The organism is Paenibacillus sp. GYB004 (genome assembly GCF_036577605.1).
GTDB classification, from domain to species: domain Bacteria; phylum Bacillota; class Bacilli; order Paenibacillales; family NBRC-103111; genus Paenibacillus_AB; species Paenibacillus_AB oceani.
Genome location: NZ_JARBDB010000004.1, coordinates 271,982 through 286,457 on the forward strand (window position 1 = coordinate 271,982; position 14,476 = coordinate 286,457).

At 54.4% G+C, this 14,476-nt stretch carries 8 protein-coding genes; 6 read left to right on the forward strand and 2 right to left on the reverse strand.

Annotation, left to right across the window (positions count from 1 at the left end; all coding sequences use genetic code 11):
• From pelF to PV433_RS03190, 4 genes are read left to right on the forward strand one after another with little or no spacing between them, the layout of a single operon-like run.
• Entirely contained in the window at nucleotides 1-1,434 is a 1,434-nt protein-coding gene (gene pelF, locus PV433_RS03175) for a GT4 family glycosyltransferase PelF (protein WP_332070743.1), read from the forward strand.
• Nucleotides 1,422-4,556, forward strand: a complete 3,135-nt coding sequence (gene pelG / locus PV433_RS03180; protein ID WP_332070744.1) for an exopolysaccharide Pel transporter PelG — start codon at nucleotides 1,422-1,424, stop codon at nucleotides 4,554-4,556. The genes pelF and pelG overlap by 13 nt, the downstream gene beginning before the upstream one ends.
• 2 nt (nucleotides 4,557-4,558) lie before the next feature.
• Nucleotides 4,559-5,269, forward strand: a complete 711-nt coding sequence (locus tag PV433_RS03185; RefSeq protein ID WP_332070745.1) for a polyphosphate polymerase domain-containing protein — start codon at nucleotides 4,559-4,561, stop codon at nucleotides 5,267-5,269.
• Between the two features lie 33 nt (nucleotides 5,270-5,302).
• On the forward strand, nucleotides 5,303-5,983 hold the full coding sequence (locus PV433_RS03190) for a DUF4956 domain-containing protein (RefSeq protein ID WP_332070746.1): 681 nt from the start codon (nucleotides 5,303-5,305) through the stop codon (nucleotides 5,981-5,983).
• Between the two features lie 9 nt (nucleotides 5,984-5,992).
• On the opposite strand, the gene PV433_RS03195 is transcribed toward PV433_RS03190, so the two are convergent.
• Both PV433_RS03195 and PV433_RS03200 read right to left on the reverse strand, forming a co-directional pair.
• Complete coding sequence (locus PV433_RS03195; RefSeq protein ID WP_332070747.1) at nucleotides 5,993-6,979, reverse strand: copper amine oxidase N-terminal domain-containing protein; 987 nt, start codon at nucleotides 6,977-6,979, stop codon at nucleotides 5,993-5,995.
• 165 nt (nucleotides 6,980-7,144) lie between these two features.
• Nucleotides 7,145-10,057, reverse strand: coding sequence for a TIM-barrel domain-containing protein (locus PV433_RS03200; RefSeq protein WP_332070748.1), 2,913 nt, complete (start codon nucleotides 10,055-10,057; stop codon nucleotides 7,145-7,147).
• 157 nt (nucleotides 10,058-10,214) lie between these two features.
• On the opposite strand from PV433_RS03200, the gene PV433_RS03205 reads away from it, so the two are divergent.
• The gene (locus PV433_RS03205) at nucleotides 10,215-12,290 is read left to right on the forward strand and encodes a hypothetical protein (protein ID WP_332070749.1); all 2,076 of its coding nucleotides are present in this window, start codon (nucleotides 10,215-10,217) and stop codon (nucleotides 12,288-12,290) included.
• Between the two features lie 70 nt (nucleotides 12,291-12,360).
• Nucleotides 12,361-14,472: a hypothetical protein gene (locus PV433_RS03210; protein WP_332070750.1), complete on the forward strand. Its 2,112-nt coding sequence runs from the start codon at nucleotides 12,361-12,363 to the stop codon at nucleotides 14,470-14,472.
• Nucleotides 14,473-14,476 lie beyond the last annotated feature (4 nt).

Below are 14,476 nucleotides of genomic sequence, written 5' to 3' on the forward strand. Positions count from 1 at the left end.
ATGCGAATCTGCATCATCGCCGAAGGCTCTTACCCCTATATAACGGGCGGGGTTTCCAGCTGGATTCATTCTTTGATGACCAGCATGCCCGAGCACGAGTTCGTCATCTACACGATCGGCGCGCAGGAGCAGCAGCGCGGTCAGTTCAAATACAAGCTGCCGCCGAACGTCGCGGAAGTCAAGGAAACGTTTCTGGACGCGCTGCTGGACGAGCCGGGAGGCAGCCGGAAGAGTGTCCGGCTAACGGCGGCGCAGAAGTCTTCGTTTCGTTCGCTGCTTTCCGGCGAAGGGGACGTCGACTGGGCCGGGCTTTTCGCGCTGCTGCGGTCGGAGCAGTTCGAGGTGGCGTCCGATTTTCTGATGAGCCAAGATTACTTCGATATCCTGGTCGAGCTGTGCAGCGCCAAGTATTCGCAAATCCCGTTTACGGAAATGGTATGGATGGTCCGTTCGATGATGTTGCCGCTGTTCCAGGCGGTGCGCCAGGATATCCCCGAGGCGGATCTGTACCACAGCGTATCGACGGGTTATGCCGGTGTGATCGGCGCGCTCGCCAAACATCTGTACGGCAAGCCGTATTTGTTGACCGAGCACGGCATCTACTCCCGGGAGCGGGAAGAGGAGATTATTAAGGCCGACTGGGTCAAAGGATACTTTAAGGACTTGTGGATCGAATATTTCTACCGGCTGTCCGGCTGCGCCTACGATTATACCGACCGGGTCGTCACTTTGTTCAACCGCAACCGGGAAATCGAGATAGAGCTGGGCTGCGATCCGGACAAGATCGAGATTATTCCGAACGGCGTGAACGATCAGGACTATGCGGATGTCGCGCAGATGCCTCCGAAGGAGGAGACGAAAATCCGCATCGGCGCGATCGTCCGCATCGTGCCGATCAAGGATATCAAGACGATGATCCACAGCTTCGCGCTCGTGAAGCAGCAGGTGCCGAATGCAGAGCTGTACATCATGGGGCCTGCGGAGGAAAACGACGAATATTACGAGGAATGCTTGCAGCTCGTAGAATCGCTGCAGGTGGAGGACATCATCTTTACCGGCTCGGTCCGCATCAAGGATTACTTGGGACGGATGGATCTCATGCTGCTGTCGAGCGTAAGCGAAGGGATGCCGCTTGCAGTGATGGAGGCGATGGCGAGCGCAAGGCCGGTCGTGACGACCGACGTCGGCAGCTGCCGCGAGTTGTTGTTCGGGCGGGACGACGGGATCGGTCCGGCCGGCATCGTCGTGCCGGTTATGCATTACGATCAGATGGCCGGCGCAGTCGTCCAGCTGTGCATGAGCCGCGCCCTGCGCGAGCAGATGGGCCGCAACGGGCTGGAGCGCATTCGTCTGCACTACACGCACCGGAAGTTTATCGACAGCTACAAGCGGCTGTATGCATCCTTTGAGGAGGTGAAACCATGGCGGGCATAGGTTTTGAGCTGAGAAAGCTGTTCCGCGACCAGGGACTGCTGAGCAGCATCCGGGCGTACGGCTATTCGTCGCTGACGACGGTCGGGCCGATGGTGCTGTGCATCTCGATGATCATCCTGATGCAGCGGTTGATGGCGTCGACCGGAGCCGCCTATTTGGAGCAGGAGCTGTTTCTGGCGACGGTCGTGTACTGCTTCATCTTTTCCGTGCTGATTACGGGAGGGCTGTCGCTCCTGCTCACCCGGTTTATCGCAGATATGATGTTCGAGAAGAAATACGAGCATATGCTCTCCTCGTTTTACGGAGCTGCGGCCGTATGCTTGCCGCTCGGCGCGGTGTGCGCCTGGCTGTTTTTGAGAGGCGTTACGGCGGGATTCGGCTACAAGGCGGCTGCGTTCCTCTTTTTCTCGGAGCTGATTATTATCTGGCTTCAGACGGTCCACTTGTCGGCTCTGAAAGATTACAAGCGGATCGTCCGCAACTTCTTGTACGGAGTATCGATTGCGGTATTGGGCTCTTGGCTCGTACTGGCGCTGACTCCGTTCAAAAGCGCGACCGCGGTGCTGACGATGATGGCGATCGGATTTTTTGTGATCGTGCTGCTGTCGGCCCGCCATTTCGAGGAGATGTTTCCCCCGAAGTCGAGCCGGCTGTACTTCCGCTTTCTCGGCTATTTCCGCAAATATCCAGCTTTGTTCGGGATCGGAACGTTTTTTTACTCGGGGGTGTACATACACAGCTTCGTTTATTGGTTCGGGCCTTACAGCGCGCGCGTTGCGGACCAGTATGCGATATCCCCGTTTTACGATTTGCCGGTTTTTTATGCCTATCTGACGATCGTGCCTACGCTGGTGGCGTTTGTCGTCTCGATGGAAACGTCGTTTTACGAGAAATACCGCGACTACTATGACAAAATTTTGAACGGCGGCACGTTTAACGAAGTGAAACGCGCCAAACAAGCGATGCAGCAAACTTTGATGCAGGAGATCAGTTTTATTATGGAACTACAGCTATTGTTTACCGTTATCTCGATCGCGCTCGGCATCAAGCTGCTGCCGATGATCGGCTTCTCCATGGTTCAGCTCGATACGTTTATGACGCTCGTGCTCGGTTACTTTTTGTTTATTACCGCCTTTATCGTCATGCTGCTTATGCTGTACTTCGACGACCGGAAGGGAGCGCTCGTCATCAGCGGCTTGTTCGTCGTCTTGAACGCCGGGATGACGTATTGGACGATGAGCTCCGAGAACCACGGGCTGGGCTTGTTTCTCGCCGCGTTCGTGACGCTCGTGCTAGCTTTGACGCGTCTGGTGGCCTACGTCCGGAATATCGATTATTACACGTTCTGCGCTCGGCCTTCCGCGTTTACATCCAAGACGTCGGGACCGGGATTCGGAACCAAGCCTCCGTTCTGGAAGCAAGGGGGCGGCAAGGCGGCTGCAACCGCCGTATCGGTGCTCGTCTTGTCCGTCGTGCTGGCTGCGTGCTCGGAGGAGGGCGGGGAGCCGGGCAAGACTGCCGCACCCGGGGCGACGGTCGTTCCCGCGATGTCCGGCGAACGTTTCATCGACGACAAGCGGCTGTACGAGCGGGATGAGGATACGTCGGTCATTCCTTTGTATTTGACGATACTGCCTGAAGATAAAAATGCGGCGAAACCGCTCAGCTGGTACCAATTGAACCGGATTACGGACCGGATGGAGGAAGGCGAGCTGAAGATGATCTTCCAGGAAGGCGCGCCCGACGGAAGCGGCCCGGTGCAAGGCGCCTTCGGCTACGGAACGACGGAGGCCAACGCCAAAATCAGCATTCGCGGCAAGACGGCCCGGTACGCCCCTCAGCGCTCATACAAAGTCAGGCTGAACAACCAGGCGGGGCTATGGCGCGACCAGCGCATCCTCAACCTGAACAAGCATTACTACGACCCATCGCGTATCCGCAACAAGTTCAGCTATGACATCCTGGAGACGCTGCCGGACATCGCCAGCCTGAGGACTCAGTTCGTACGGCTGTATGTGAAAGACTTGTCCGAACCGGGCAAAGCGAACCCGTCTTTCGTCGATTACGGCTTGTACACCCATGTCGAGAATCCGAACGAGATGTTTTTGAAAAACCATTGGCTCGATCCGAATGGACAGCTGTACAAGGCGGTCATGTTCGAGTTTTTCCGCTACTCCGACGCTTTGAAGTCGCAATCCGACCCGGGCTACAACAAAGAGGCTTTCGAAAAAGTATTGGAAATCCAGGGCCGCGAAGACCACGACAAGCTGCTTAAGATGCTGGACGACGTGAACAATATGGCGATTCCGATTCAGGATGTCATAGCCAAGCATTTCGATCTGGACAACTACTTGACCTGGCTCGCTGCCAATATATTGATGGACAATATGGATACGGACGCGCAAAACTACCTGATCTACTCCCCGTTAAATTCGGACAAATGGTACTTCGTTCCGTGGGATTACGACGGAGCCTGGGAATTGCAGCGGGGGCTGAACAGCATCAGCGAGTATGCGAACGGGATCAGCAACTATTGGGGCAACGTGCTGCACAGCCGGTTTTTCCGCAGCGAGGCGAACGTCCGTCTGCTCGAAAATAAGATTCACGAGCTGCATAAGTCGATCAACAACGAATCGGTCGCCGCCATGCTGGAGCCGTACCGGTCCGTCGTGGAGCCTTATCTTCGCCGCTCGCCGGACAAAGATTTCTGGACGATCCAGGCGAACAAGATGGACGCCGAATTCAAGCGCATCACGGAAACGCCGAGCCGTTCGATTGCCCGCTTCCAAGAGGATCTACAGAAACCGAAGCCGATCTTCCTCGGCGACGTGGTCCAGAACGGCCAGCAGCTTAGCTTCACCTGGGACCATTCGTTCGATCTGCAGGGGGACGACTTGTTCTACGACTGGTCGGTTGCCAAAGATCCGGCGTTCACCCAGATTGTCGGCCAGCAGTCGAACTTGACGACAACGAAGCTGACGATCGACAAGCCGAAGCCGGGAACGTATTACTGGAAAGTAATAGTCCGCGACAAAAACGGCAACAAGCAAGTCGCCTTCGACTCGTATGAGGACGAGAAGGGCGATCCCTACTATGGAATCAGGCAGATAAAGGTGGAGTAGACGTGTTATTTCTCGGACGAAAGCTACGGCATGAGTTGAAATATTACATTAACCCGCATGAATATGTCGCGCTCCGCCAGCGGATCTCGTCGCTGCTTACGCTGGACAAACATTCCGGAGCGTCCGACGGGTACTGCGTGCGCAGTCTCTACTTCGACGGGCCGCACGACCATGCGCTGTATGACAAAAATAACGGAGTATTCAGCCGCGAGAAATACCGGATTCGCGTCTATAACGGCAGCGACCGGGTCATCAAGCTGGAGCGCAAAAGCAAATACGGGGAATACGTATGCAAGGAGTCGGCGTCCTTAAGCCGCGACGTGTATGACCGTCTGCTCGTAGGGGACGGATCGGTGCTGAAGGATGCGACTGTCCCGCTCCTGAAAGATTTCTACATGGCCGTCGAAATGCGCGGATTCCGCCCGGCGGTTATCGTCGATTATATCCGGGAAGCGTACATCTACGAATATGAGGACGTCCGCATCACGTTCGACAAGAAGCTGTCGGGAGCCGTGAATACGTACGATCTGTTTGATCCGAATCTGGCCCTCGTCGAGGCGCTGGAGACCGGCCGGACGATTATGGAGGTCAAATTCAACGCCTTCTTGCCGGAATCGGTACGGCTGCTGGCGCAGCCTCACGCTCATAACCGGTCCGCGATCTCGAAGTACGTCATCTGCCGTGAGCTGGGGATCAAACATTTCACTCCGTAACGATATGGAGAATTAGGCGAGAGGAAGATTGCAGTGGGGGATTCTACTAATTTTCAGGATTTATTCAAGAAGAGCGTGCTTCATCTGGAGGCGTTCCGGAATGTATCCTACATCGACGTCATTATCGGACTGGCCGTCGCTTTCGGGCTCGGGCTGTTCATTTTCTACATCTACCGGAAAACGTTCCGGGGTGTCGTCTACAGCTACAACTACAACGTCACGTTCGTGCTGATGACGATGCTGACGGCGCTGATTATCATGACGATCAGCACGAATATCGTCTTGTCGCTCGGGATGGTCGGCGCGCTCAGTATCGTCCGGTTCCGTACGGCGGTCAAAGACCCGCTCGATACGATCTACATGTTCTGGGCGGTTTCGGCGGGGATCGCCACAGGGGCCAAGCTGTATCCGGTCGCCATCATCGGTTCGGCCGCCGTCGGCCTGGCCATGATCTGGCTGTCGAGACGGAAAGTGAGGGAGCAACCGTACCTGCTCATTATCCGTCACTCCGAATCGGCAACCGACAGCGTCCGCGAACAGATTCGCAAATTAAACTATCATCTGAAGTCGAAAACGGTACGCAAAGATTTTACCGAGCTGACGCTGGAGCTGAGGCTCCGGGACGACAATACGGCGTTCGTCAGCGAATTGTCCGATGTGGAGGGCGTCGTCGACGTTGCCTTGATCAACTATACGGGCGACTACGCGCAGTAAAGAGTGAAGTCAAGGAGAAGCGATCTGGATCGTCCGGGTCGCTTCTTCCCATAATACCTTCTCGCCGAGGGCTTCTCCGATGAAGCGAAGCGGGACGAACGTCGTTCCGTCCAGCAGCAGGGGCGGATGGCTAAGCTCTGTCCGCTTGCCGCCGATCGACGCTTCGGCGCTGCCGATCGCGATGCGGACGGTTTTGCCTTTGCGGATCGTCACCTCCGCAGAGTCCGGGTCCCAGCCGATGTCGGCCCCGAGCGATTCCGCTATCGCGCGCAGCGGCACGTATGTCGCGCCGTCGATCACTTCCGGACGCTGGGAAAAGAACTGCTCCTTGCCATCGATATAGAGGCGGGGAGCTTTTGTTTTCTCGCGGATTCCGAGCAGTCCGAAGGCCGGCGAAGCGCAGACCGCATCCCCGGAAGGCACGGCGGTACACTGCACCTTGTCGCGAATCCGTTCCCATTCCAGAACGTAGCGCTGCTGCCCGGCTTCGGTCAGCGAATACCAGTTCGAGGCGTCGTCTTGAAAGTAGATATGATTCCCCGCATCCGTTTGCAGCGTGTCCGGCAGTATCTTTCTGCTGCCGTCCGGCTTGTACGTCCACGCGATCCTGCTGTTTTCTTCCTTAATAATACCGTCCTCCGTCACCTTCACGCCGTCCGGCACGTCTGTTTTCGGACTCGGCGCCTTAGCCGCCGGTGTTCGCTCGCCCGAAGGCAGAACGGCGATCGTCCGCCCTGCGGCCTGGTAGTAGAACTTATTGTCGGCGGAGCCGGTCAACTGCCCGGGGGCCTGCTCGAGCAGCCTCCAGGCTATGTCGAATTGGTCGGCGCCTTGAAGGGTGGCGGAGGACGCCGGTGCGGAGGCAGCCGCCGAATGGGGCGGGCGAAATTCGAGTTTGCGGATCGTCTCGGACGTCTCGGGAGCCGCATAGGCCGCAGCCGGCACCAGGAGAACGAGGAGTAGGGAAGGAAGCTTTAACAGTCGGGCCGCTCGCATGGGAATCATCCTTAGTCGGGTAAGTGTACTTGTCTATTCCTCCATCATAATGGATATTGGAGGAAACGACAATCGCGCCCCCGGATGCTGGCTGCTTGCGGCCTGCAGCCGGTGCGGGTGATTGTCTTCCTGGAGAATAGGGCAGGATCTCAAGCCGGAGTTCCGTTACATTTTTAATTCGCCGGGAGTTACCCCCCAATATTTGCGAAACACCCGAATGAAATGACTCGTATCTTTATAGCCGAGCTGCAATGCCGCTTCCGAGACGCTGCTGCCTGCGATAAGCAGCGATTTGGCACGCTCCATTTTCCGGATCATCACGTAATCGGTGAACGACTGCCCGACGGCTTGCTTGAACATCCGGCTCAAGTGGGAGGAGTTGACGTGCAGCCGATCGGCCATCGTGTGAAGCGTTATATTGCCGTCGATCTCTTTTTCCACGATATCGGTTATTTGTTTAATCAGCGGGTGGATATCGGACTTTTTGGCGGAACGCCGGTACTCGATAACCTGTTGGATCGCTCGCCGCATGAGGTCGTAACCATGTTCTTTCCTGAAAACGGCTTGTATATTTACGAAAGCGTCGTATTCGCCGTCGAGTACGGTCTGTACGTTCCATCCTTGGCGATTGCAGATGCGAACGAACAATCCGCAAATCATAAGCATGTTGACGCGTGCTTCGTCCGGGTTCGGGATACGCTCGATCCGTTCGACCCACCATTCCTCCAGCGCCGCTAACGCCTTTGCGCGATCCCCTGTTTCCAAACCGATTTCAAGTTCCGTCTCCCAATGCGCGTTCGTTCCGGGCGAATCAGGCGTATCGTGATGGAAATGCCTCGTCTGGCTCTCTCGGTGAAAAGTGGCGTCGTAGCATACTTCGATCGTCACTTCCTCCAGTTTATCCTCATGCTCTTGTGAGCCAAGCCGGACGATCCGGGATGACCGGTCAAAATACCAGCCGCCCCGCGCCGAACCGGTTTCCGGCGGATGGACCGTTTCCTCGGCCAAGATTCCGTCTATCGTCACTTGCAGCGGTTTGGCCGGAACATGCAGGTAGACATCGTAGCCGCGTCTGCACGGCATTCCCTCATAATGACCCTTCCGGGTACCGATCCGAACCGTGGTTCGCTTATCTTTGGTCCGGCAGCTTATTTTCGTTTCGGCGACCCGATGCTCCATATACCCGTAAGTTACCCCATCGTCTTCCATGAGAACATATTCGCTTTCGCCATACGGGTACAGGTAGAGACCGATGGTCTCCGGCTGCTTCGGCCCGATATGGCTCATCTCCGGCCATACGGGGATGATGGCGCCTGCTTTGACGAACAACGGTCCGCCGGCCGGCGCGACCGCGGCATATTCCAACTGCTTCGGCCCCGTATGCCGTTCGCCGGTCCAATAGTCGAACCAGACGCCTTCCGGCAAATAAACGGTACGGGTATATGCGGCTACGAGAAGCGATTCCCCGAACATATACTGATGCAGCAGCCCGTCCGAATGCGGATCATCGGGAAAGGCCAATGGCATTGCGCGAAGGATCGGCATACCGGTGCGGGCGGCGTTGTGAGCGGCCGAATAAATATAGGGTAGCAGACTGTAGCGCAGTTTGGCATACGTTCGGAACGTTTGCAGCAGTTCGTGTTCCAGCAAGCACGGATGGCGCCAGTAAGCCCAACTGTTCACCTGCGACCACGGCTGCAAAAAACCGAAGTGGATGCCCTCTGGAGTAGAGACGTCCATATCCTCGGTAGTATGGACATGACCGGACATTCCATGATTGAGCATAGAGACGAGAGCCGGCTGCTGTTCGGACGTTCCGGCCCATGTGGCGGCGTATCTTTGCATGCCGGCGTACCCGTTGGCCATATAGATCATCGACCGCAAACCCGTCTGCTCTTTATACCCCAGATGCAGCTGCTTGGCGAGTAAAATCGGATACAGATTGTGCATCTCATCGTCGCTCATCCCGTTGCCCCACCTTCGTCCGGACGTTTCCAGCCCGAAGGGCGCACCGCTCAGCTTGAATGCGCTTACGCCTTGATCGACGAACTTCCGCAAATGATCGTACCAGGGCGCTTCGGTAAACGCCTGGATTGCGCTCGACGCCGACACCGACAACGAACGCTCTTCCTCTATGCTCAAGTCATGCGTGCAGGTAAGCCATAAGCTGAGCTTAAAGCCGAGCTTGTCCAGCGCGCCGATAAACGTATCGGATTTTTTGGAGTAAGGAGGGAGGGCAAATCGTTCCGGATGCCAGTTCATATCCACCGAATGATCGTAATTTTTTTCCATCCAGCCCGGTTCGAGCCCGATCGTATCGCAGGGGATACCCGCCCGGCGGAAATTGAGCGCATCGTCCACCATCTCGCGCGCATTGACTTGTTGGTGGCATACGTAAGTCAGGCCATAAGCCCAGACGGGCAGCAATACCGGCTTTCCGACCACGTCGGTATAACGATCCAGCAGCTCTGCATAGGAGTCGCCGACAAACAGGAAGAAGTCCGGCTTCCCGCCGGTCCCCTGGAATGTCAACAAGTCGCGCTCCGCATGGCCGATATCGATCTCGTGACACCAGGTCGTGTTTAAGAAAAGCCCCCATCGGCGGCTGCTCATTATAAATGGAACGGGGGCGTAGCGGTGTACATTCTCGATCCGCATCTCGGCGCGATGTCCCCGGTGCTGAATACGATCTCTATTCACATCGCCGAGCCCGTATATCCGCTCCCCGTCCGCCAGCGTGAAATGAGCGCCGAATCCTTGGGCGGCATCGGACCAGGGGCGTTCGGCCTGGCACGTCAGCAATTCGCCGCGTTCATTGCGCAAAGAAAGACGGCCGTTCCGCGTATCGACCGTAAGCGCCGCTTTGTCCGTTCGGATTGTGCAAGCAGGACCGTCGTATTCCAGCACGTAGTCGCACGAGCTGCGATGTAAGACGATTCCGTAGCGTTCGAGGGCGGATTCCGGAAAGTCGTTCGTTTCATGAAGGCGAATCCGCAGCGTACCGGGAGATACCGAATCTACGCGCAAATAGCCGCCGCTGGCAATTTCAAATACGATACCGTTCGATTTTGCGCACAACTCGCTATGCCTCCTTATCCAAAACAGTCATCGATAGACGATGGGTTGCAATCGATCGTCCTACGAAATGTATGCGATTCCATATACAATGATTGTAATTCGACGAAAGCAAAGAAAGCAATAAGGAAGGTTATTCAGGAAAGGAGGCAACGATCCCGTGAAGCGAACCATGTCCGACAAAATGTCCAGAAGAACGATGCTTGCCACTTTGGGAGCGGCCGGCACTGCTGCCGTTGCCGGGAGTTTGCTCGACAGTGAAACGGTGTTTGGGAAGAAGGTAACCGATGACGTTTACGGGAACGGCAATGGAAACAGCTGGGTCGATAGTGTTAAAAATAAAATGGGTCAGTATAGATTCATAACCGACTTTGCAACAATCGAAGATGCGGCTGAATGGGTTAAGCAAGACCCCACTCGCTTTGTTTACCTGCTTGATGGACAGACTTACAACTTAAATACGGCGGGTACGCTGTTTTTCAACCGATTCATTTGCAACAAGGGTCGAGCAATTGTTAATGTCTCGGAAATTACAAACCTGACCTATCTTGAAAAAACAGACGGCACCGAAGTTTTACATTTGGAGAATATCGAATTTCATGTTGCCGGGCATCGCGGCACACTCACAACGTCAACTTCATATGTCTATGCTAATGCAGGTACGGTGAAAACTTCCAATATTGAAAATTTAAAAGTTTACGGCCTTACCAATGTGGGTGATACATCATCTTGGAGTGATGATGCAAACCTGACACGTATGCAAGGATTTATAAATTATAAAGTTTCAGAGTATTCCAGGATCAATCATGTCGAAACATATGGGGTCGCGTTGTTTGCCATTGTTAACACGGCTAATTCTGGCGCAACCCATTCTGAAAAAAACATAACTTGCTACAACGCCGAAACAGGAATTTATCACCCGGAAAATGTTTGGCGCAGCGGAGAAGCATCGAACATTAAAATCATCAATAATGCAGCGCAAAAAGACTATTGGATTAAACGTGACGCAGTACCCCCGATCGGTCGCAACGGTAAAAACTGTGTCATGTGCGAAGCTGATCATAATGAACTCTATGTTATTGACAATATTTCGGCAAAACGAGCAATTGAAAAATCGGTTTACAATACATCCGCTAATAGCGTGACCCGAAATACGTTTGACGATGACTGCTTTAGCATGGCGACAATCAAAAGCCCAAAACAAGCAGGAACTCCCAAATCCAAAGTGGACGCATTTAACTTGATTTGTAAAAACCCGACCAATACAAATGGTGTGCAGGACACTTACGGCTGGTTAAGAGCGACATTGGAGCGAGTGAGCATTGAAAACGATGTTAAAAATGTAACCAAGCCTTTTATTTTTTCTGATCTAGGAGAGCTGCATTATAAAAATATTCGCGCGAGAAATACAGGGATTCCCTTCTACTTTGCCGACAATCACGACATTTCGGCTATAAGCGTAACCGATGCAGAGCTTATAGATTGTTACGATGCGAATCTGGCCGCTGTTTATTATAAAGCTGCCGGCGCAAAAACAATCGGGACATTAAAACTTATCAATGTCGACCATTATTCAGCGGACTTATCTGCTGTGTCGGTCTCATCTATACCAATCGTCGGTGCAGCACTTGATGGGGTCGTGAACTTTAAATGCTCGCAATCAAAGTGGTTCTCCAAGGTTTCCCCGTTTGTCAAACGTGCCGCAACAATTTATTTAGAAGTGACGAGCTGTGACTTCACCTTGAAAAACTCTGTGCTCATCTCGGAAATGTGGAACAACCTAAAGTCTACGGCCACTTACGCGCCTCAAGCTAACATTTTCGATTTCTCAATTGACTTTGTAACAACAAACACAACGTCGCCACAGCCAAAAGTAAAGGCGCGATTTAAGAAACTGAACAACAACGGTATTGTCTTGTGTGCTGACTATTGGTCGCAGATCGATATTGATTACAGTATAACGGGGGCTAACGGCGTATCTTTGATGACAGTCGGCGATAAGTCATTCGAGCTTACCGCATCTTTTAACGACAAATTCTTAAAATTTTATTGGGATGCGACTACCAAGACGATTACGTCCGTTGTCAATCTCGGCGGGCAGCTTGCGACCGTACTAACCTCAGACAAGATCAATATTTACGTGAACGGTTCTGATAATAGACTGATCCTAAATATCGGTAATGGCACTTGGACTGGCGGTACCGGAAACTTATCAGTAAAACTCGAACGTTTTTAACTTCAGGCGCAGTCGTCCATCCGATCCTGACTGACCGTGTGATTTCAGAATAAATGTGGGGAGAAGACGAATGGGAACAGAGCGGAATTACGATTTTCGCAAGAGACTGGACGTGGTGCACAAGCCGGATAGGCGCGATCCGGACGTCAAGGCGGCGATGTCCGAAGTGGAAATTACCGCGGATTGGAGCATTGTGCTCGGCGGAAATGACAGCGCTTTTATACGGCGTATAGCCGCCGACCTGCAAGATTACCTGTATACGAGCATGAACGTCGCGATTAAGATGGAGCAGGTGCCGGATCTGGCCGAAACTGCCTCATCGGGAGAACGGGTCATCGTGCTTGCGACGAAGGAGACGCTGCCGGAGTTCGGAGCATCGCTCGGCAAAAGTCGCAGCTACCGCATTGCGGTAACGGAGGAGAAAATCGTTCTGTGCGGTTTCGACGACCGCGGAGTCGGACAAGGGAGCTATTATCTGGAGGATTTGATGAATCTGAAGGAAGCGCCGATCGTGCAGCGGCAGGATGAGCGAAGAGAGCCGCTTTTCGCGCCGCGCATGATCCATTCGGGCTACGGGAAAGACCTGTTCCCGGATGCGCACCTGAATGCGCTGGCCCACGCCGGTATCGATGCGATTCTCGTCTTTGCTACAGACCTCCATATGACGCCGGGCGGACCGCTTGATTTCAACGATCTGATTGACAGGGCCGACCAGTATGGCCTGGACGTGTATATGTACAGCTATCTGCCCAGCAGAGTGCATCCCGAAGATCCTGGCGCAGAGGAGTACTATGACGGAACGTATGGGCGTATTTTTCAGGCTTGCCCCCGGTTTAAAGGCGTCATCCTCGTAGGGGAATCATGCGAATTTCCGAGCAAGGACCCGAACACGACGGGGGTTCCCCGACGCGATTGGCCCAAGGACAAGCCGAAGACGAAGCCTTCTCCGGGCTGGTGGCCTTGTTACGACTATCCGCAATGGCTCAATCTGCTCAAGAAAGTGATCCGCAAGCACACTACGGACGTCGATATCGTCTTCTGGACGTACAATTGGGGCTATGCTCCGGAGGAAGAGCGCTTGAAGCTGATCCGGATTTTGCCGCAGGATATTACGCTGATGGCCACCTTTGAAATGTTCGAGCAATACCAGCATGTGGAAGGGGTTACGCACCGCTGCGTCGATTATACGGCCAGCTTCGAAGGTCCCGGCGTTTATTTTGCGTCCGAAGCTCAAGCGGCCCGCGAGCGGGGATTGCGTCTCTACACGATGGCCAATACCGGCGGCTTAACATGGGATATCGGCGTCATCCCGTACGAGCCGATCCCTTATCAGTGGGACAGAAGGCATACCAACTTGATCCGGGCGAACCGCGATTGGGGCTTGAGCGGATTGATGGAGTCCCACCATTTCGGCTGGTGGCCTTCATTTGTCTCGGATTTGGCTAAATGGGCGTACTGGGAGCCCAAAAAGCCCGTAGAAGACTTGTTCGCGGCTGTGGCCCGCAGGGATTTCAGCGCCGAGGCTGTCCCGCATGTCCTGAATGCTTGGCGTCATTGGAGCGACGGTATTCGCGACTATATTCCTACGAACGAGGACCAATACGGCCCGTTCCGCATAGGGCCGTCCTACCCGCTGACATTCAGGGAGAAAGCGGTGATTCCGCATGACGGCTATGTCCACTTTATTTTGGACTACCATTCCGCCGGCAAACAGGAGCACCCGCTCGATTTCAAGCCTATCAACGTGGAGATCCGTTACCTGAGCAGCATGCTGGCCAAGTGGGAGAGCGGCAATGCGTGCCTGGAGAAAGCAATGGCTCTCATACCGGAGCGCAAGCGTGCGGATGCGGAGCTGCTGCTGAACTTAAACCGTTTTATCGTCAACTGCGTTCGCACCACGATCCATACGAAGGAATGGTGGAAATGGAAGCAGCAGCTGTTCCATGAAACGGATTCCGCGACTGCGGCCGTCATTGCCGATCAAATGATCGAGCTCGCCAAGCGTGAAATCGCCAATGCGGAAGCGACCATTCCGCTTGTCGAGATGGATTCCCGGCTCGGCTGGGAGCCCAGCATGCTGTATATGACGGATGCCGAGCACCTGCAGTGGAAACTGGAGCAGGTGAGAACGATGCTTGCAAACGAATTGACGGCGTACCGGGCGGAGCTTGCGCAAACTTGACATC

Excerpts from the sequence above, each read along its gene's own strand:
- pelF (WP_332070743.1), top strand. The coding sequence starts at position 1 with ATGCGAATCTGCATCATCGCCGAAGGCTCTTACCCCTATATAACGGGC.
- pelG (WP_332070744.1), top strand. The coding sequence starts at position 1,422 with ATGGCGGGCATAGGTTTTGAGCTGAGAAAGCTGTTCCGCGACCAGGGA.
- PV433_RS03195 (WP_332070747.1), bottom strand. The coding sequence starts at position 6,979 with ATGCGAGCGGCCCGACTGTTAAAGCTTCCTTCCCTACTCCTCGTTCTC.
- PV433_RS03210 (WP_332070750.1), top strand. The coding sequence starts at position 12,361 with ATGGGAACAGAGCGGAATTACGATTTTCGCAAGAGACTGGACGTGGTG.